The 21,063-nt window shown below is 36.2% G+C and carries 18 protein-coding genes; 5 read left to right on the plus strand and 13 right to left on the minus strand.

Going from position 1 to position 21,063, the window contains the following annotated elements:
• Positions 1-215: 215 nt before the first annotated feature.
• Positions 216-863, minus strand: a complete 648-nt coding sequence (gene pdxH / locus BXY82_RS11090) for a pyridoxamine 5'-phosphate oxidase (protein ID WP_133758253.1) — start codon at positions 861-863, stop codon at positions 216-218.
• Positions 864-945: 82 nt separating this feature from the next.
• Here pdxH and BXY82_RS11095 point away from each other — a divergent pair, with 82 nt between their 5' ends.
• On the plus strand, positions 946-1,365 hold the full coding sequence (locus tag BXY82_RS11095) for a hypothetical protein (protein WP_133758254.1): 420 nt from the start codon (positions 946-948) through the stop codon (positions 1,363-1,365).
• Here BXY82_RS11095 and BXY82_RS11100 read toward each other — a convergent pair.
• The 5 genes from BXY82_RS11100 to rpsA form a co-directional block, all read right to left on the minus strand.
• Positions 1,352-2,260, minus strand: coding sequence for a ribonuclease Z (locus BXY82_RS11100; protein WP_133758255.1), 909 nt, complete (start codon positions 2,258-2,260; stop codon positions 1,352-1,354). The two genes, BXY82_RS11095 and BXY82_RS11100, sit on opposite strands and share 14 nt — an antisense overlap.
• 112 nt (positions 2,261-2,372) lie before the next feature.
• A complete protein-coding gene (locus tag BXY82_RS11105) occupies positions 2,373-2,705 on the minus strand; it encodes a ribonuclease Z (protein ID WP_133758256.1) in 333 nt (110 codons plus the stop codon).
• Between the two features lie 11 nt (positions 2,706-2,716).
• Positions 2,717-3,646, minus strand: a complete 930-nt coding sequence (locus tag BXY82_RS11110; protein WP_133758257.1) for an aspartate carbamoyltransferase catalytic subunit — start codon at positions 3,644-3,646, stop codon at positions 2,717-2,719.
• Positions 3,647-3,687: 41 nt separating this feature from the next.
• The gene (gene pyrR / locus BXY82_RS11115; RefSeq protein ID WP_133758258.1) at positions 3,688-4,227 is read right to left on the minus strand and encodes a bifunctional pyr operon transcriptional regulator/uracil phosphoribosyltransferase PyrR; all 540 of its coding nucleotides are present in this window, start codon (positions 4,225-4,227) and stop codon (positions 3,688-3,690) included.
• Positions 4,228-4,377: 150 nt separating this feature from the next.
• Positions 4,378-6,240: a 30S ribosomal protein S1 gene (gene rpsA, locus BXY82_RS11120; protein ID WP_133758259.1), complete on the minus strand. Its 1,863-nt coding sequence runs from the start codon at positions 6,238-6,240 to the stop codon at positions 4,378-4,380.
• A gap of 288 nt (positions 6,241-6,528) precedes the next feature.
• Here rpsA and BXY82_RS11125 point away from each other — a divergent pair, with 288 nt between their 5' ends.
• Positions 6,529-6,906, plus strand: coding sequence for a LysM peptidoglycan-binding domain-containing protein (locus tag BXY82_RS11125; RefSeq protein WP_208293694.1), 378 nt, complete (start codon positions 6,529-6,531; stop codon positions 6,904-6,906).
• 62 nt (positions 6,907-6,968) lie between these two features.
• On the opposite strand, the gene cmk is transcribed toward BXY82_RS11125, so the two are convergent.
• From cmk to lon, 3 genes are all read right to left on the minus strand, one after another.
• On the minus strand, positions 6,969-7,661 hold the full coding sequence (gene cmk, locus BXY82_RS11130) for a (d)CMP kinase (RefSeq protein ID WP_133758261.1): 693 nt from the start codon (positions 7,659-7,661) through the stop codon (positions 6,969-6,971).
• A complete protein-coding gene (gene porQ, locus BXY82_RS11135; protein WP_133758262.1) occupies positions 7,662-8,681 on the minus strand; it encodes a type IX secretion system protein PorQ in 1,020 nt (339 codons plus the stop codon).
• Between the two features lie 96 nt (positions 8,682-8,777).
• Positions 8,778-11,228, minus strand: a complete 2,451-nt coding sequence (gene lon, locus BXY82_RS11140; RefSeq protein WP_133758263.1) for an endopeptidase La — start codon at positions 11,226-11,228, stop codon at positions 8,778-8,780.
• A gap of 283 nt (positions 11,229-11,511) precedes the next feature.
• On the opposite strand from lon, the gene BXY82_RS11145 reads away from it, so the two are divergent.
• From BXY82_RS11145 to BXY82_RS11155, 3 genes are read left to right on the plus strand one after another with little or no spacing between them, the layout of a single operon-like run.
• Entirely contained in the window at positions 11,512-12,072 is a 561-nt protein-coding gene (locus tag BXY82_RS11145; RefSeq protein WP_243835786.1) for an RNA polymerase sigma factor, read from the plus strand.
• 10 nt (positions 12,073-12,082) lie between these two features.
• Entirely contained in the window at positions 12,083-12,628 is a 546-nt protein-coding gene (locus tag BXY82_RS11150) for a hypothetical protein (RefSeq protein WP_133758264.1), read from the plus strand.
• Positions 12,629-12,638: 10 nt separating this feature from the next.
• On the plus strand, positions 12,639-13,721 hold the full coding sequence (locus BXY82_RS11155; RefSeq protein ID WP_133758265.1) for a hypothetical protein: 1,083 nt from the start codon (positions 12,639-12,641) through the stop codon (positions 13,719-13,721).
• A gap of 198 nt (positions 13,722-13,919) precedes the next feature.
• Here the strand turns inward: BXY82_RS11155 and BXY82_RS11160 are convergent, their stop codons facing one another.
• The 4 genes from BXY82_RS11160 to glgB all read right to left on the minus strand — a co-directional run bounded on the left by BXY82_RS11160 (position 13,920) and on the right by glgB (position 20,993).
• Complete coding sequence (locus tag BXY82_RS11160; RefSeq protein ID WP_133758266.1) at positions 13,920-15,296, minus strand: MFS transporter; 1,377 nt, start codon at positions 15,294-15,296, stop codon at positions 13,920-13,922.
• 145 nt (positions 15,297-15,441) lie between these two features.
• Complete coding sequence (locus BXY82_RS11165; RefSeq protein ID WP_133758267.1) at positions 15,442-16,260, minus strand: M48 family metallopeptidase; 819 nt, start codon at positions 16,258-16,260, stop codon at positions 15,442-15,444.
• Between the two features lie 103 nt (positions 16,261-16,363).
• Entirely contained in the window at positions 16,364-18,769 is a 2,406-nt protein-coding gene (locus BXY82_RS11170; RefSeq protein WP_133758268.1) for a glycoside hydrolase family 31 protein, read from the minus strand.
• Positions 18,770-18,887: 118 nt separating this feature from the next.
• Positions 18,888-20,993: a 1,4-alpha-glucan branching protein GlgB gene (gene glgB, locus BXY82_RS11175; RefSeq protein ID WP_133758269.1), complete on the minus strand. Its 2,106-nt coding sequence runs from the start codon at positions 20,991-20,993 to the stop codon at positions 18,888-18,890.
• Between the last annotated feature and the right edge of the window lie 70 nt (positions 20,994-21,063).

Genomic DNA, 21,063 nt, shown 5'->3' on the forward strand with positions numbered 1-21,063 from the left:
AAGTAGAAGCAGATCAGGTATAACCGTCATGAAATTTTAAATAAAATAAATAATCTTATGAGTATTTACATGGCAATAGATTTGGAATATAAATTACGTTATCATGTCTAAGTTTTTTAAAGCTATTTAATTGCCGTAAAATAGACTTAATACATGCGCACATTAATAGTATTTATATAATTATAAAGTTATGGGTTTAAGTAGGGAGTTTATGTTTAAGGAGCCAAACGTTCCATAATCCAATCAAATTCGTCATTCAGAAGGAATCGAATCCTGTCATGTAATCTATTGGGACGCCCTTGCCAGAATTCCATAGAAACCGGCTTTACTATAAATCCGCCCCAATACGCAGGTCGCGGAATCTCCTTGGACTGATATTGCTTCTCAAGTTCGTGGAGGTTCATTTTAAGTACTTCTCTACTTTCAACAACTTCACTTTGATGCGACACTAAAGCACCTAATTGACTTCCGCGCGGACGGGATTCAAAATAGCCGTCACTCATATTTGCCGCTATTTTTTCAGCCACACCTTTAATAATAATTTGACGTTCTGCCTTGGGCCAAAAGAAGGATAAGCATACCTTCGGATTTTTGAGTATAGCTCTTCCTTTTTCGCTTTCATAATTGGTATAAAAAATAAAGCCTTCATGGGTGAATTTTTTAAGCAACACGACTCTACTTTTTGGAAAACCATCTAAACCAACTGTCGCTATGGTCATGGCATTGGTTTCTCCTTCATCAAAATTTGTATCCACTTCATGAAACCATTTCTGAAAAACTTCTAAAGGATTGTTGCTAATATTAGATTCCAACAATTCCTGTTTCTCGTAAGATTTTCTATAATTCCCTAAGTCTGTATTCATTACAAATTTCGTAAAAGTTAAACGTAATTGATTTTTTTTTTGTTCATCAAATTCTTATAAATTTAACCAAAATTTACCTGAAATGCGATTTGAAAAAAGTATATTTTTTGACCTGGTACCACATTTTAAAATTGAATTCTCATTTGGAGATTTCTTTCTATGTAAAAACTTTGTCATCTCAGAACTACATGAAGGCATCCATTTTGATTGGGACAAAATTTTGGAAGTTATAGAAGCAATTGGTACCTATTATGGTGAAGATTTTGAAATAGCCTACATATCAAATCGCGTAGAATCCTACTCTATTGATCCTCACTTATGGCACAGATTTCATAAGGAGTTTAATTTTATAATTGCGAGTGCCACCGTTGTATATAATGATTTTGGATATATCAACGCATCCATAGAAAAACAATTTGCAAATATCAGCCTTAAGCGTTGCGGTAGTTTAGTTGAAGCGCTGAATTGGGTAAAACATCTTAAGGAATTCAATCAAAATTAAATTGTTTTCCATCTTTAGCTAATTTAACAGCTTTAAAAATGGTTTGTGCTTCCAGTTTAAATTGATTCAAATCGTCATAGCGCGTGGAATAATGACCTAAGATAAGCATTTTTACATTGGCCATTTTCGCAATTTGTGCGGCCTCTTTGGCAGTGGAATGTTTCGTTTTTGGAGCAAGATGTGCGTGCTTGTCTAAAAACGTGGATTCATGATAGAGCACATCTACATCTTTTATAATAGGAACAATACTTTCTTTATATGCAGTATCACTGCAAAAGGCATAACTTTTTGTTGGATTTGGAGCAGAAGTTACTTTTTTATGATCAATGAGTACGCCGTCATTATTTAATACATCATGACCTTGTTTTAATTTATTGTAATAGGCAATGTCAATATTGGCCTCTATAACTGCAGGCATGTTTAAATGCCGCTCCCCCTCCTTTTCCTTAAATAAAAAGCCATTAGTATATACACGATGATCCAAAGGAATGGTCCACACCTCTACCTTTTCATCTTCAAAAATAAGTTCAGAATCGTCTGAAGTCAACTCATGAAAAATGAGTGGATAATTGGTCCAGGAATCTGCTAATTTCATTTGCATGATAATGACTTCCTTAAGACCTTTTGGGCAGTGGATATGCAATTCCGTTTCACGGGTTAACAGTCGGAATGTCGAAATCAAACCGACCAAACCAAAGAAATGATCGCCGTGTAAATGGGAAATAAAAATATGCTTAATACGTGCAAACTTGATTTTATTGCGGCGTAACTCTACTTGCGTTCCTTCTCCACAATCAATCAAGAACAGATGATTATTAATCTCTAAAACTTGAGCGGTAGGATTAGTATCCTTTCGTGGCGTGGCGCTGAAGCAACCGAGTATGGTAAGTTTCATAGTATGAGTTTAGAAGTTTTTAGTTTATGAGGTTTAGTACCTGTCCAATAGCTTTTGAGGACTTTACACTAGGTACATCTAAACTTTAAACTCCTCAACTTATAAACGTATTTTAGATTCCCAAATCGCGCTCCATCTCCTCCATTTCAATAAGATCATACGCTTCTTTAAGTGTTGGAACCACCATAATTTCGTCTGGCGTTTCTTCTATATTGATTTTATTTGTCACAATTACAAAGGAATGTTTGGCGCGACGGTGCATGTTGGATATTTCTAAAAACTCGATAATATCTTGTAAACTTACTTCTCGAATCACCGATAAATTTATAATGACATCATCGTTTTTAAATTTTGGATATGTTGCTTGAAGTTTTTTTACCAATTCAACAATGGTACTTTTTTCTTGCGTAATAATAGTGATGTTGTTGTCTTTGTCAAAAAGCATACCTGTCTGTTTTAATGTTTAATTTTAGAAGCTAATAAGTATATGACCGCCATTCTTATAGCCACACCATTTTGAACCTGATCCAAAATAATGGCTTGTTTAGAATCGGCAACGTCACTAGTAATCTCCACGCCACGGTTAATTGGTCCCGGGTGCATAATTGTTATTTCTTTGTCTAAAGAATTGAGCAAGGCTCTATTTACCCCATACTGCTGTGTATATTCTCGGGTGGATGGAAAATAAGTCATATCCATGCGTTCATTCTGTACTCGGAGCATATTGGCCACATCACACCACTGTAAGGCTTTTTTAAGATTTGTTTCTACTTTCACGCCTAATTTATCGATGTATTTTGGCAATAAGGTTTTTGGTCCGCACACCATCACATTAGCGCCTTGTAATTGCAAAGCGAAAATATTGGACAAAGCCACACGGCTGTGCAGTATATCGCCAACGATAACCACATTTTTCCCTTGTACTTCACCCAATCGTTCACGAATGGAATAACTGTCCAGTAAGGCCTGTGTAGGGTGTTCGTGGGCGCCATCTCCAGCGTTTATGATACTTGCGTTAACATGTTGCGAAAGAAAAACACTAGCACCAGGATTTGGATGTCGCATAACCACCATATCCACTTTCATGGATAGAATATTGTTGACAGTATCAATTAAGGTTTCTCCTTTTTTTACGGATGATTGTGAGGCTGAAAAATTAATGACATCTGCAGAGAGTCGTTTTTCGGCCAGTTCAAAAGAGAGTTTGGTGCGGGTAGAGTTTTCAAAAAATAGATTGGCAATGGTAATATCTCGGAGCGAGGGTACTTTTTTAATTGGTCGGTTAATAACTTCCTTAAAATGATCGGCAGTTTCAAAAATAAGTTGGATATCCTGTGAATTTAGATATTTAATTCCCAATAAGTGATTGACACTTAATTCGCTCATTGCTTACTGTATTTATACTCTATTAATTATTTTGCCCATAATTACGCTTCAACTAAATACACCGTATCCTCACCTTCATTCTCTATCCAATTGACCTTAACTTTTTCCTTGTTGATGGCATCTACCTGTCGTCCTCTATAATTAGGCTGTATAGGTAAGTGCCGACTGAAACGTCTGTCAATTAGGGTTAAGAGTTCAATTTCATTTGGGCGTCCAAAAGACTGTATCGCAGTTAGCGCAGAACGGATACTTCTACCAGTATAGAGCACGTCATCTATAAATACAATATTCTTGTCTTCCACGATAAAATTAATTTCGGTGGTATTGGCCTCTAAAGGCTTTTCTCCACGCCGAAAATCATCTCTAAAAAAAGTAATGTCTAAATGACCTAATTGAATGTGATCGATTTTATAGTCATCCTTTAATATTTGAGCTAGTCTGTTAGCCAAGAATTTTCCTCTGGGCTGAATGCCTATGAGAACTGTATCCGTAAAATCGTTGTGTTTTTCAATCAGTTGACAAGCCAATCTATGGAGAATGATATTGATCTCTTTTGCGTTAAGTAGAACTTTTTGGCTCATAGTTTTCCAAACGTATTTGGTTTACAAATTTAGGATAAATATTTGTGTGTGCAATGCTTTTATGTATCTAAGACTCAAAGAGGAAAACAACCGCATAAAAAAAGCCTTCAACATGGGTTGAAGGCTTTGATTTACAAATGTTTTGAAAGATTATTTCTTCCCGTCCATTTTATCTTTAAGAGCTTGTAAAGCATCGTTTGCATCACCAAGTGTTGGTTTTGCCTCTGCTGCAGAAGCTTCTGCTTTAGCAACAGCAGCTTTTACGTTAGCAATTTCTTCTTGTTTAAAGATAGCCGTATGAGAAGCGACAACACGTTTGAATTCTTTATTGAACTCAATAATTTTGAATTCAGCAGTATCACCTTTTTTCAATTTTTTACCATCTTCCATTTCTAAGTGGCGTGAAGGTACGAAAGCAACGATATCTTCATTAAACTCTACGGTTGCACCTTTATCAACCATCTCAGAAATTTCTGCTGTATGAGTAGTTCCTAAAGCAAATTCAGTTTCGTATTTGTCCCAAGGATTAGCAGTTGTTTGTTTGTGACCTAAACTTAATTTACGTCCTTCAACATCCAACTCCAATACCACAACATCTAACTTATCACCTACGTTACAGAACTCACTTGGATGTTTGATTTTCTTAGTCCAAGATAAGTCAGAGATGTAAATCAATCCGTCAATACCTTCTTCTAATTCTACAAATACACCAAAGTTTGTAAAGTTACGTACAATACCTGTATGCTTAGAACCTACTGGATATTTAGAAGTGATGTCAGTCCATGGGTCTGGTGTCAATTGTTTGATACCTAATGACATTTTACGATCTTCTCTATCAAGAGTTAAAATAACCGCTTCAATCTCGTCACCAACTTTTACAAAATCTTGAGCAGAACGTAAATGTGTTGACCAAGACATTTCACTTACGTGAACCAAGCCTTCTACACCTTCTTCTACTTCAATGAATGCACCGTAATCAGCAATTACAACAACTTTACCTTTCACTTTATCTCCAACTTTTACGTTTTCGCCTAAAGCTTCCCAAGGATGCTTGCTCAATTGTTTTAGACCTAATTGGATTCTTGATTTATCTTCATCAAAATCAAGGATTACCACGTTAAGTTTCTGATCCAATTCTACAATTTCGTTTGGATGGTTGATACGTGACCAAGAAAGGTCAGTAATATGAACTAAACCATCTACACCACCAAGATCAATAAAGACACCGTAAGAAGTAATGTTTTTAACAACACCTTCTAATACTTGACCTTTTTCTAATTGACCAATGATTTCTTTTTTCTGTTCTTCGATATCAGCTTCAATAAGAGCTTTATGAGAAACTACAATGTTTTTGAATTCGTGGTTGATTTTAACAACTTTAAATTCCATTGTTTTATTAACATACTGATCGTAATCTCTAATTGGTTTCACGTCAATTTGAGAACCTGGCAAGAAAGCTTCAATACCAAATACGTCAACGATCATACCACCTTTAGTACGACATTTAACAAAACCGTTTACGATTTCGCCAGTGTCATGTGCATTGTTTACACGATCCCAAGCTTTGATTACTCTAGCTTTACGATGAGATAATACCAACTGTCCGTTAGCATCTTCACGTACATCAATTAATACTTCTACTTTGTCACCAACTTTTAAATTTGGGTTGTAACGGAACTCGTTAAGAGAAATTACACCTTCAGATTTTGCATTGATATCAATAATAGCGTCACGATCAGAAATATGGATCACTTCACCTTCAACAACTTCATCATCAAGGGTGTCCACGAAATTTTCTGATACTAATTTTTCGAATTCCTGTAGTTTCTTGTCATCAACTTGCTCAATTCCTTCTTCGTAATTGTGCCAGTTAAAATCTTTTAAGAATTTTTCAGGATTTGCTTGCGCCTCTGATACTTTAGGAGCTGCATTTTCAGTAGTTTGTGTTTCTACTGCAGTTTCTGTAGCGTTAGTAGTATCTACTTCGGCTTGTTTTGTTTCTTTTTCAGACATGTGCTGAATACTAATTTTGTATTCTGGGTGTTGGAGGAAGTTTTATGCGGACAACACTCAGAAGTGTTATTTGCTTTTAGTTTTCGTTCCTTTTATCTTCCAATGGGTGCCGCTAAAAGGAGTGCAAAAATACAATATAAATATCTCATTTACAAATTAAATAAGGATCCATAACAATATTTTACTTCCGACAAAAGTAAATGGAGAACAATTGATTGCAATTGGGTTATCAAGAGCCAATAAAACCAGGTATATTTACGTTTACATAAATTTAAAAAATCAATTATTATGGTAAAATCTAAGTATCAAAGTGTGTTAGATCTTGGTCAAGAACTAAACATTCAAAACGGCGATGTTTCTGAAGAAAATGGTGTTCTAAAAATTAAAGGTACAGCTAAGACTCAATATGAAAAGAATCTGTTATGGGATAAAATCAAAGCCATTGGTGGAGAAAACCCTTCTGACATTAAGGCTGACATTAAAGTAGCTGATACTTCTGTATATGCAAGACATACTGTAAAATCTGGTGAAACCCTTGGTAAAATTGCTAAACAATATTATGGTGATGCCTCTAAATACCAAAAGATTTTTTCTGCAAATACTGACATTCTGAAAAATCCAGATATGATTCATCCAGATCAAGAACTTATTATTCCAAACGACTAATCTAAATCTTGATAACAATAAAAAAACGATCCATTGGATCGTTTTTTGTTTAATATTTGATTTTATTCTTGATTAATGACGCGTTGGGCCATGTTGTACAATTTTTCAAATTGCGCCACTAATGACATATCAGAATTGTCAATCTCTAAGGCGTCTTGGGCTTTAATCAGTGGCGAGTCTTCGCGCGTAGAATCAATTAAATCTCTTGACATCACGTTTTTCAACACATCCTCATAGCTTACATGTTCATGTCGCTCTAGTAATTCTTTGTAGCGTCTTTTAGCTCTGGTTTCTGCAGATGCGGTCATAAAAAATTTTAATTCAGCATCTGGAAAGACCACTGTACCAATATCTCTCCCATCCATAACAACACCTTTTTCCTTGCCCATCACCTGTTGTTGCCTCACTAACATGCGCCGTACCTCTGAAATTTCAGCTACTCGACTAACATGCTGTGATACTTCTAATGTTCTAATGTCATTTTCAACATTTTTTCCGTTTAAATAGACTTCTGCAAAACCAAGCGTTGCATTATATTTAAAACCTATCTGTACATGGTCTAATTCTGTTACCAATCGGTCTACATTAAAATACGCTTCAGAAATGATGCCATGTTGCATTGCATAAAGCGTTACTGCCCGATACATAGCACCCGAATCTACATACACATAATTTAAGGCTTTAGCCAATTGTTTGGCTACCGTACTCTTTCCTGTGGATGAAAATCCATCAATGGCAATTGTAATCTTCTTCATTTATCTTAAATCTATTTGCAAACCGAAAAAACTTGTGTTTGAAGCGCCGCTATAGCGTGCATGGGAATAATTGAAGCGCAATTTATTAAGTTTGATGCCAATCCCAAAGGAAAGTCCTGAAAAGTTACGCTGATCTACAATGCGAAGTTCTTCGGCACGTCTAAAATTATAACCCACTCTCAGATTAAATCCAGCTTCTGGAAAGAGTTCGGCACCCAAAATGGTATGACGCATCAATGCATTCAAAAAACCGACTTTTTCTTGAGTTTGATTGCAGTCTAAATCGGTCGTTGCTCGGGCTGGATTGGACACACCAATAGGCCATTGTTGTAAATTATCAAATGTGAGATGCCATCTTATGGGCACATATTGTAAACTCTGTGATAATCCTAGGGTCACTTCTACAGGCAGTTTCTCGTTTAAGTCGGCGTACGACGTAAATTGGGTACCAAGGTTTCTGATGGTAATTGCCGCGTGAAAATCGAGTTTCTCATTCACATAAATCACCCCAACATCTATGGCCCCTCCAATAGAATTATACTGTTCTAGTTTAGAAGTGATCAACTTACCACTAGCGCCGACATAGAAATCTGAGAATGGAACTTGGTAGGAATACCCAAACGATAAGGCTGCCTCATTACCTGTAAAGGTTCCGGTAGAGTTACCGCTTTCATCATAGCCGTCAAATGTCCCGTAGTTGATATAGGTCACCCCCACGTGAAAAGTTTGCACATGTCTATCCCATGTATAAGCATATGATCCGGTACCATAACTAACACCTCCTAAATAACTGGAATAATTTAATGCCAATTGATTATCCATGAGCGGATTGATGCTGGCAGGATTATACAAGCCACCTGTTACATCGTAATCAAAATTAGTAATCACTTTACCACCCAGTGCGGCTTGACGAGGCGAGGACACTAAATTCAAAAATTGATACGTCGATTCTCCACCAAGTTGAGCATAAACTGATATATTGATGGAAATGAAAAATAAAACAGCAATCCTCTTAACCATAGAAGGACAAAAGTAAGATTTCTTGGGTAATGCGCTGATATGTTTTATTCTATTTTTATGACAAAAAAAAACGGCAACAATTTGTTGCCGTTCTAGTTATAAGGTTTTAGCATTCTTGACTTTCTCGTCAGTTAAGGCTTCTTTCAATACATCACTCATATCTGTGACATAATGGAATTTTAATCCTTTTAAATATTCAGGTTTGATTTCTTCGATGTCGCGTCTATTGTCTTCACAAAGCAGGATTTCTTTTATTCTAGCGCGTTTTGCTGCCAAAATCTTTTCCTTAATTCCACCTACGGGCAGCACCTTTCCTCTTAAAGTGATTTCTCCTGTCATTGCCAAGCTGTTTTTCACTTTACGCTGCGTAAACAATGACACTAAAGAAGTTAGCATCGTCACACCGGCACTTGGACCATCTTTTGGTGTTGCACCTTCTGGCACATGAATATGAACGTTATATTTGCCAAACACTTCAGGGTCTATACCAAATTCATCTGCATTAGACTTTATGTACTCCATAGCAATAGTAGCCGATTCTTTCATCACCGTACCTAAGTTACCGGTAATGGTCAAATTTCCTTTACCCTTAGAAAGTATCGATTCTATGTATAAAATATCACCACCTACGCGCGTCCATGCCAGTCCGGTTACAACCCCGGCTACATTATTATTTTCATATTTGTCTCGCTCCATACGTGGCGAACCTAAAACTTCAATAACATCTTCATTAGAGACCTTTTTATTATAAGGCTCTTCCATAGCAATATTTTTGGCCGCATAACGAACCATTTTTGCCAATTGTTTTTCCAAGCCTCTGACACCGGATTCTCTCGTATAGCCCTCTACAATCTTTTCTAATTGTGGTTTTGCAATTTTCAAATCGACATCAGTAAGTCCGTGTTCCTTAAGTTGTTTAGGCAATAAATGGCGTTTGGCAATTTCTACCTTTTCTTCAATGGTATATCCTGTAACGTCAATAATCTCCATACGATCCAACAAGGCAGGTTGTATAGTGCTTAGGCTATTTGCCGTAGCAATAAACATCACCTTAGAAAGGTCAAAGCCCATTTCTAAAAAGTTATCGTGGAAGTCGCCATTTTGCTCAGGATCCAATACTTCTAACATAGCAGAAGAAGGATCGCCCTGATTACTGTTAGACAATTTGTCTATCTCATCCAATACAAATACAGGATTAGATGTTCCTGCTTTCTTTAAGCTTTGTAAGATACGTCCTGGCATGGCTCCTATATAAGTTTTTCTATGCCCGCGTATCTCCGCTTCATCACGTAACCCACCTAAAGACATACGTACATATTCTCGTCCCAATGCTTCAGCAACCGATCTACCCAATGAGGTCTTCCCTACTCCTGGAGGACCATATAAACAAAGAATTGGCGATTTCATATCATTACGCAATTTTAACACTGCCAGATATTCAATAATTCTACGTTTTACGTCATCCAATCCATAATGATCACGGTCTAAAATACGCTTGGCACGTTTTAAGTCAAACTTATCTTTACTGAATTCATTCCACGGCAATTCTAGAAAAAGATCGAGGTAATTTCTCTGAATGGAATATTCTGCAACCTGCGGATTCATGCGTTGCAATTTCATTAACTCCTTTTGAAAATGAGTCTCGACTTTTTCATCCCATTTTTTGGATTTAGATCGCGTTTTCATCTCATCAATCTCTTCATCATAAGACACGCCACCCAATTCTTCCTGAATGGTTTTCATTTGTTGATGCAAGAAATACTCACGCTGTTGCTGGCTCATGTCACTCTGAACCTTAGATTGAATATCATTTTTAAGTTCCAGTTTTTGGAACTCAACATTCATATATTTTAAAGTGGCTAACGCACGTTCCTTCAGATCATTAATTTCTAATAATTTTTGCTTCTCTTCAACCGACAGATTCATGTTAGAGGATACAAAGTTCACCAGAAAAGAATTACTCTCAATATTCTTTATTGCAAAGGTAGCCTCTGTTGGAATGTTAGGACTGTCCTTAATAATTTGAAGTGCCAGGTCTTTAATAGACTCGATAATGGCTGAAAACTCCTCATTATCTTCAGTAGGTTTTGCTTCTGCAACATCTTTAACTGTTGCTGTTATGTAAGGGTCCTCCGTAATTACCTTATCAATTTCAAAACGCTTTTTCCCTTGTATAATAATAGTTGTATTGCCATCAGGCATTTTCAATACACGGAGAATGCGCGCCACAGTACCTGTGGCGTAAACATCTTTGCCTTCAGGATCTTCAATACTACCATCTTTTTGAGACACTACGCCAATTACCTTGCTACCCTTATTGGAATCATTAATAAGTTTTATGGATTTATCCCTTCCTGCAGTAATTGGAATTACGACACCTGGAAATAAAACAGTATTCCGAAGTGGTAATATTGGAAGTGTTCCGGGTAATTCTTCATTGTTGATCTGTGCTTCATCTTCAGGTGTCATTAAAGGAATTAACTCAGAGTTTTCATCAAACTCCTGAAATGACAAACTGTCAAGACTTAAAAATTTTGATTCTTTCATATATGTTTAAAGGTCATTATGTCATAAAATTGACACAATATTTTTTTTTCAATTAGTATTAAAGTCCACCTAACCCTTATAAATCAATAGTTTAATCAACTAAACAATTAGATAGACACCCTATGTTTTCAATAGTTATGCCATACTTGACGGAATGTCGCGATGTTTATAGATCGTCAATTTAAGTAGGCTGTGACCAAATTCACAATTATTTTATAGACTATTTTTTAAAATACTGTAACATACTTTAAGTAACTTCATCATTATAACAAAGCAATTGTTTTTGAAACCAATCTTAATACATAATAAAGATTTATTGGAGCAATGCAAACTTGGTAACGAACGCGCTCAAATGGAAATCTATCGCAGGTATTATCACGCCATGTATAATACTAGTTATAGAATTGTAAAGGATAAGTTTGTGGCAGAGGATATCATGCAAGACTCATTTCTGATTGCCTTTACAAAATTAGATACTTTAAATGACGTCAATATGTTTGGTCCGTGGTTAAAGCGTATAATTATTAACAACAGCATTAGTGCATACCGCAAGAATGAGAAAAATCAGGAGGTTGCGCTTGAGGAGGTCCTTTATAAAGTTGAAGACGATCAGGGTGTAGAAGAGGACTATCAATGGAGCACTATAAAAGCTGCGCAAATAATAGACTGTATGAAAAGCTTAAAATCAAATTACCAACTCGGTTTGACCTTAAATTTAATTGAAGGTTATGATTATGAAGAAATTTGCGACATTATGAACATTAGTTATGCCAATTGCAGAACGATGATTTCTAGAGCTAAAGAGAGTTTGAGACAAAAATTAAAGCCAATTATGGATCATTAACATGAATGTTATGAAAAAGAATACTATAGATCATCTATTTAAAATAGTACATGATGATTTTGATCTTGAAGTGCCCGTTGACGGTCATGAGCAGCGATTTTTAGAGAGGTTGCATAAAAAGCAACGAAGCAAAAAACCAGCATGGACAACAATGAAAAAATTAATTGCGGCTATTGCAGCTATTTTAATTGTAGCTATTGGACTGTTTACAGTTGTGAAACCGCAACCACAATCTAATGATTTGGCCAATGTTTCTGAGCAATTATCACAAACACAGAATTTTTTTACAACGGTAATTTCGTCAGAATTAAGCAAATTAAAATCCATCAGAACGGCTGAAAATGATGCTCTTGTTGCCGACGCATTAAAACAATTGGAGTACTTGGAAAACAATTATGAACGCCTTAAAATAGATCTTAAAATTAGTGGACATGACAAACGGGTGGTTTATGCCATGATTAGTAATTTACAAAGCCGCATTGATTTGCTGGAGAACGTTTTAAGAGCCATAGAAAATTTGAAATACATACAATCAGAACACTCATTAACACTTTAATATTGAATCTATGAAAACTAAATACTTCATTTTCGCAATAGCCTTTATTCTCTGGAACCATTCTTTTGCATCAACAGTATGGAATGGCAAACACACAAAGGAAAAAACGATAAAAAAATCATACGCCGTAACTAAAGATGCACTTCTAAAAATTGACAACAGTTATGGTAATATTAATGTTATAACCTATAGTGGAAATACGGTTAGTATTGAGGTAAGGATTAAAACCAATGGCGATAATCTGGAAAAGGTGGAAGAAAAATTAAACGACATTACAGTAGATTTTCAAGCGTCTTCCAGTCGAGTTTACGCCAAAACAATGTTTCAAAAAAACAAGTCTAAAGGTTGGTGGAACTGGGGCCGAAATTCAAACGTCAATATGGAGATTAATTACATCATTAAATTGCCAATTACCAATAGCGTCGATTTAAACAACGATTACGGAACAATTAATTTGGATCGATTGGAAGGTCATGCAAAAATTAATTGCGATTATGGTAAAATCATCACTAAAGAACTTTTAGCAAATAATAATTCCATCACGTTTGATTATACTAATAATAGTTTTTTTGAGTACATTGAAAGTGGGAAGATTAATGCTGATTATAGCAGCTTTACTGTAGCTAAGACTAAGCATCTGGAAATTGAAGCGGACTACACCAAATCTGTTGTTGAGATTGCTGAAAACGTAACGTACACCTGCGACTATGGATCGATATCCATAGAAAAGGCAAATTATGTTAAAGGGGATGGTGATTATTTGACCGCTCGATTAGGTGAAATTTATAAAAACATTCAATTAATTTCAGATTACGGTTCCATTAGAATTGATAAGATGACTGAAAATGCTGGTAATATTTCCATTGATTCTGATTACACAGGCATCACCATTGGTTACGACGCTAATTATCAATTTCAATTTGCTATCAATCTCGAATATGCATCGCTGCGCGGATCGGATGACTTTCAATTTACAACCAAAAAAGAAGCATCCACGGAAAAATCTTATAAAGGTTCCCATGGAACTTCAACTACTCAAAATCTGATAAAAATAAATTCTGATTATGGAAGTGTTACTTTCAAAAGAAATTAAAACCACATTTATAAAATTTAGCAATAAAATGTGTCTTTGTATTTTTAACGCGAGTTTTAGTTACGGCTTCTTTTAAGAACCAAAGCTAAGAATGTCAAAATTACAGCGTTTCATTTCAGAAATTATTAATGTCATGCTACAAGATTTTTCATCTTGAGTAGTTTAACATTTAAACTTTTTAGATTAAATAAGTTTAAACTACGCATGTTTAGGAACTCTAAAAAGCAATGCAATACCGACCAAAAAAAAGATAAACAAAAACAAGATAGCATTGCGCATGCTACCTGTAACTTGATCAATTGTCGCAAAAATGACCATTCCTATAACAATACCAATTTTCTCTGCCACATCAAAAAAACTAAAGTATGAAGTGGTGTCCTTAGTTTCTGGTAGAAATTTAGAGTATGTAGAACGTGCCAAAGATTGTATACCGCCCATTACGAAACCTACAAAAGCTGCAGCTAGGTAAAAATCATTTGGTGTAATCATAAAATAGGCATATACACAAAGTGACATCCAAATTATGTTAACAACAATTAATGTTTTAATATTCCCAAACCTTGATGAAGCTTTTGAGGTTAAAATCGCTCCAACCACAGCCACTAATTGTATAATTAGAATGCTGGTAATTAACCCCATGGTTTTCTCATCACTATCTGCCCAAGCAATTTCTTCTTCCCCAAAATAAACGGCCACCAACATTATAGTCTGCACGGCCATACTAAATACAAAGAATGCAATTAAATACCGTTTTAATCTCAAATTCATTGTAAGTTCTTTCCAAACTGCTTGTAGCTCTCTAAAACCATTAAACACCACCGCCTTTGTTACTTTGTGCCCTGAAGAAACACCTTTTGGAAGCATATAAAATGTATACTGACTGAATAGTATCCACCAAAGTCCTACCGTAATAAACGATACTTTCATAGCATTGATGGATGCAGCATTGCTAGCCGCTTCTGTAGCCATAACAATTTCGTTCTCTGTACCGTTTGCTAGAATGTCTGGACTTATATCAACATTAAACCCAAAAAATTCGGGCTTCATTACCATGGCCAGATTAAAAATTAACAAAAGGACACTCCCAATATAGCCCATTGAAAATCCTTTTGCACTCACCTTATCCTGTTGTTCAGGAAATGCAATATCGGGCAAATAAGAATTGTAAAACACCAAACTTCCCCAATAACCAATAAGTCCCATGAAATAAAATAACAAACTAATATGGATGTATTCTAAGCTAAACCAATACAATCCGATACATCCTATACCTCCAACGTAACAGAAAAACTTCATAAAGTTTTTCTTATTTCCAACATAATCAGCAATTCCCGATAAAATTGGCGAAGTGAATGCCACAACCAAAAAAGTAAATGCCGTAACAAAAGTGATTAGCGCAGTACTTTTAAATTCGAAGCCAAATGCAGTAACTTTTTTAACTTCAGACATGAACAATGCTGAGTAGAAAATTGGAAATATTGAAGATGCAATGGTGAGTGTATAAACTGAATTCGCCCAATCATAGAATGCCCAAGCGTTAAGCAGTTTTTTACTTCCTTTTTGAAGTTGTGTCATTCGCGGTAATAGGTTGTGTTATTTAGTAAACAGATGATTTTGTTTTTAGACCTAAGGGTTCAAAATGATGATAAAAAAAAGCTGTTTACCAAATGTAAGGTAAACAGCTTTTAAAATTAGAAATTTAATTTAAAACTAATGTGACTTATTTCTTAAATGTCGTTGTTCCAAATTTATTAGCCTCTAATCTTGCTTTTGCTGCAAGCGACTCAATATTTCTAATACGCGTTTGATTAGCAGGGTGTGTGCTTAAAAATTCTGGAGGAGCCTGTCCACCACTTTGTGCACTCATACGTCTCCACAAATTAGCAGCTTCCAATGGTTCATAACCTGCGATGGCCATAAGGTATAGTCCAATTTCATCAGCTTGAGATTCATGGCTTCTACTAAAAGGCAGCATTACACCTACCGTTGTTCCAACTCCATATGCTTGGTTGAATAAACTTAAGGTTTGAGGGTCTTTAATTGCGACGTTCCCAGCTACGGCACCTAATTGTTGTAACATGCCTGCACTCATACGTTGTTGACCATGATTGGCAAGCGCGTGAGACACCTCATGACCCATAATGGCTGCTAAACCAGCTTCACTATCTGCAATAGGTAGGATACCTGTATAAACTACAATTTTTCCGCCAGGCATAGCCCAAGCGTTTACTGTTTTATCATCTATTAAATTATACTCCCATTGGTAATCTTTTAAATAGCCCTGATAACCATTGGCATCAAGCCAACGTTCAGCCGCTACAGCAATTTTTTGACCGATACGTTTTACCATTTCCGCGTCTTTTGTACCAGTAATAACTTTGTTCTCACTTAAAAACTGATCATACTGTGCAAAGGCGGTAGGAAATATCTGTGAATTGGGCATTAACGCCAAGGTTTTATTACCTGTAAAAGGATTAGTAGCGCAAGATAGGAAAAGCGTTAAAGCTCCTATGGCGATTATTGAATTTTTATACTTCATTGTTGTATGACTTTAGTTATGGTAACTAAATTACAAAAACCGTTCCCTAATTGATGAACTCATTCCAAATTAGTTTTTGCTTAAATTTAAAAATGGTTCAATTTTAGTGTCCAAACACATGTATTTGCGTAAAACTCTTCTCAATAACCATGGTATTATCGCCATTCATTTTCACGTCGCTTAAAGCTATATCTTCATTATCAACCTGGATTTTATTAACCGTAAACGGCAACCCATGAAATTTCACTTTAAATCTTTGGTAACCAGCATCAAATTTTCCTTCCTTATGTTGTTGTATAATAAGTTCATTTGATTTTCCTGTAAGTTTAAATGTTCTTAAACTGTAACGTCCTTTGGTATAATCATAACCATCGTGAGCATCATCAAATAATGTTGACGATTCTTTTCCGTTTTTATAATACACATCGAGCGCAACTTCATCAATATCTAATTCGCCAACATATTGTTGTACTGGATACATAGGAATTATGGCTCCAGCTTTTACGAAAATAGGGATGGTTTCAATATCAGCATCTACCCACATTTCCTTTCCACCTGTAACCAATTGGTCGGTCCACAAATTAAACCACTCACCCCGAGGAATAAACATACGTCTACCACGCGCGTTAGGTTCTAAGATTGGGCATACGAGAATATGATCACCAAAAATAAATTCATCTGACCGGTAATGTGTGTGTACATCCTCTTGATCAAAAATGACCAGCGACTTCAACATTGGAATCCCTTCCTCTACATATTTCCAGAAAGTGGTGTATAAATAAGGTAATAGTCTATAGCGCAATTCAATGAATTTCCGTACGATATTAGTCACATCTTCATCAAACGCCCAAGGTTCCTGATTGCCATGATCTCCAGATGAATGGACTCTAAAGAATGGGTGAAAAATTCCTAATTGAATCCAACGTGTAAATAATTCGCCTTGTGGTTGTTCAGCAAAACCTCCAATATCGCTTCCGGCAAAAGAGAATCCTGACATTGCTAAACGTTGTGCCTGGATATTGGCAATCCATAAATGCTCCCAAGTGGCCACATTATCTCCCGTCCAAGTAGACGTGTAACGTTGCGTCCCAGAATAGGCGGCACGTGTAATGACAAACGGACGTTTTGGATAGGCGAATTTCTTAACCCCTTGATAGGTAGCTCTAGCCATTTGCATACCGTATACATTATGTGCTTTTCTATGGCTACAGCGGTTGCCATCATACTCATGGCGCACATCATCAGGAAAGGTCTTGTTAGGAACCTCCATGACTGCAGGCTCATTCATATCATTCCACACCCCTTTTACACCAATATCTTCAATCAATTCTCTGTATAAATCAGACCACCAATCACGTACTTTTTTATTCGTGAAATCTGGAAAATAACACTCCCCTGGCCAAACTTTTCCTTTCATGTAAGGACCGTCTGCACGTTTACAGAAATAATCATTCTCTAAAGCTTCAGTAAATACCGAGTATTCTTTATCAATTTTAATTCCCGGATCAATAATTACGACAGTTTTAAACCCATCATCCAACAATTCTTTAACCATGCGTTTTGGATCAGGAAAATGGGTTTTGTCCCACGTAAAACATCTAAATCCATCCATATAATCAATATCGAGATAAATGGCATCACACGGAATTTTCAACTCCCTAAACTTAGAAGTGATTTCCTTCACTTTAGATTCTGGATAATAACTCCATTTACATTGATGAAACCCTAAAGCCCAAAGTGGTGGTAATTGTTGTGGTTTCCCTGTCAGATCAGTATAATTGGCCACCACGTCTTCCATTTTTGGACCGTAGATAAAATAGTAATTCATTTCGCCACCTTGTGCCCAAAAACTCGTAACGTTGCGTCTTTCCTGGCAAAAATCAAAATAAGACCTGAAACTGTTATCAAAGAAAATTCCGTAGGCCTTCTTATTATGTAAGCCTGTGTAAAATGGAATCGCTTTATAAATAGGATCAGTCCCTTTGCCATAGGCATAACTGTCCGTCACCCAATTTTCAAAGCGTTTACCTTTTAGATTAAGTTCTACCGGCTTATCCCCTAATCCGAAAAAACTCTCACCATCATGAGAAGTTTTACTCATTTTGACAATGTTGCCACCGTATTCATAACTTTCTTCCCAATGGAACCCCAATTCATCTTCATTAATCAGTTTATGATCTTTAGCATCAAAAATATAAACTTTAAGATTGTCTTTTTTAATATGACAGATGAGCTTAGAAGTGGAGATTTTGTAAGACTCTGCTTCCTCTTCTATCTCTAATTTATTATAGCCTTTACTGGCATGTTTAGTGATGGCATATGAAAAATCTTTTTCAAAAGTACCTGTTGTGGTGTATCTGAAGCGGATGACACTATCCCTTAAAATAGTCATCGCGAGAACCACATCATTATCAGTCGTAAAATAAAAGGTGTCAACATCCTTCTTATAGGACACTATATTATTAGGAAAAATATTTCCTTTGTTTTCTAACTCGGTATTTACAATCATAATTTTATTATATAATTCACAAAAAAACGCATAAGTTTAGTAAAATAAAATATTAGTTAAGAGCACTTATTAACTATAGCGTTTGAACTGTTAAGAATTGATGAAATTGAACGGTTTCTTAGTTCTTCTTTTTGGAAGATTTTGTAGTTGATTTAACTTTGGCCGGTTTTACTGAAGATTGAGCGGGTTTGCTTTTTGCTTTTTCCTTTTTAGATTCTGATGATGGCTTCAGCTCTATAACTGGCTCCTTAGTTTTATTAAGGGCCTTGGGTTTAGACTTAGATTGCCCCTTGATACTTGCGGAACCTAGGCCTCCTTGTTTGTACTTAAACACAACCATTCCCAATGGTGGTATGCTAATTATAGCTGAAAAATTGCGATTGTGCATTTCGGCCTTTTTAGTGGTGATCAAATTATTATTAAAGTCGCCCGTACCATTATATATTGTAGCATCGCTATTAAAAATCTCTTTCAATCTTCCTTTTGCCGGTACTCCAATACTATATGTAACCATTGGTGTTGGTGTCATGTTACAGGCTATTATTAGTTGCTCTTCTTCTGTATTGCCCTTCCTGATATAGACTAAAACCGAATTTTTGTGATCATCGTAAGCAATCCACTCAAAACCTTCACCTGAAAATTGCTTCTCATAAAGTGCAGGCTCCGATTGATACAAGCCATTTAAATCTATGATTAAACGCTGGATGCCCTGATGGGATTCAGAGTCTAACAAATGCCAATCCAACCCTTGGCTAAAATTCCATTCATTTTGCTGACCAAACTCGCAGCCCATAAACAATAATTTACCTCCTGGATGGGTAAACATATAACTGTATAACAACCTTAAATTCGCAAAACGCTGCCACTCATCGCCAGGCATCCGACCTAGAATAGATTTCTTCCCGTACACCACTTCATCATGGCTTAATGGCAACATAAAGTTTTCTGAAAAGGCATAAGTTATTGAAAAGGTCAAATCATTTTGGTGGTATTGGCGGTAAATTGGAGGTTTACTGAAATAATCGAGCGTATCGTGCATCCAGCCCATCATCCACTTCATGCCAAAACCAAGTCCCCCAGAAAAGGTAGGCCTTGATACCATTGGGAAGGCTGTCGATTCTTCAGCAATATTCTGAACGTCTGGATAATTGGCGTATACGGCTTCATTCATTTCTTTTATAAAAGCTATGGCGTCTAAATTCTCCCGTCCGCCGTGAATGTTTGGTTCCCATTCGCCATCTTTTCTAGAATAATCCAAAAACAGCATGGAAGCTACGGCGTCTACGCGCAACCCATCAGCATGATATTGGTCTAACCAAAATAAGGCATTACTGATTAAAAATGATTTAACTTCATTACGACCATAGTTGAATATTAAACTCTTCCAATCATGATGGTAACCTTTGCGCCTATCAGGATGCTCGTATAAACAGGAGCCATCAAAATATCCCAATCCGTGGGCATCTTCAGGAAAATGTGAAGGCACCCAATCCAATAGAACTCCAATATCATTTTTATGCAGCGTATCTACTAAATATTTAAATTCTTCAGGATATCCAAAACGCGTTGTGGGGACAAAATAGCCTGTAATTTGATAGCCCCAACTTGGATCATACGGAAATTCCATGATGGGCATCAACTCTACATGGGTAAATTTCATTTTTTTGACGTAGGCTACCAAATCCTCTGCCAATTCAACATAAGACAGAAACCGATCTTCAGTAGCATGGCGCTTCCAAGACCCTAAATGTACTTCATATACGGAATGTGGAGCCTCTAACGCATTATTTTTCTTGCGTTTGGCCATCCAATTCTTATCCTTCCAAGCATAAGCATCTTCCCATACAATTGACGCTGTTTTTGGAGGGTGTTCAGCTCTCCGTGCATAAGGATCTGCTTTTTCAGTTTTTATGTTGTTGTGATGACTCGTAATTTTGTATTTATAGATAGCGCCCTGTCCAACATGAGGAATAAAGCCCTCCCAAACACCACTCTTGTCCCAGCGCACATTCAGAACATTCTCATCTTCATTCCAATGATTAAAATCGCCCACCACAGAAACCTTTTTGGCACTTGGTGCCCATACTGCAAAATAGGTGCCCTTAACACCCTCGTGTTCCATTATGTGGGATCCAAACTTTTCATAAAGCCTAAAATGTTTTCCAGCTAAGAACAGATTGATATCAAAATCAGTAAAACGGCTACAAGGCTTAACTTCTGGCATAAATAAAGTTTAAAAAGATTAAGTGTGTTAAGATATACTAAATTAAAAACCTAAAGTAATAAAATTACGT

The sequence above is a fragment of the Gelidibacter sediminis genome, from assembly GCF_004364975.1.
GTDB classification, from domain to species: domain Bacteria; phylum Bacteroidota; class Bacteroidia; order Flavobacteriales; family Flavobacteriaceae; genus Gelidibacter; species Gelidibacter sediminis.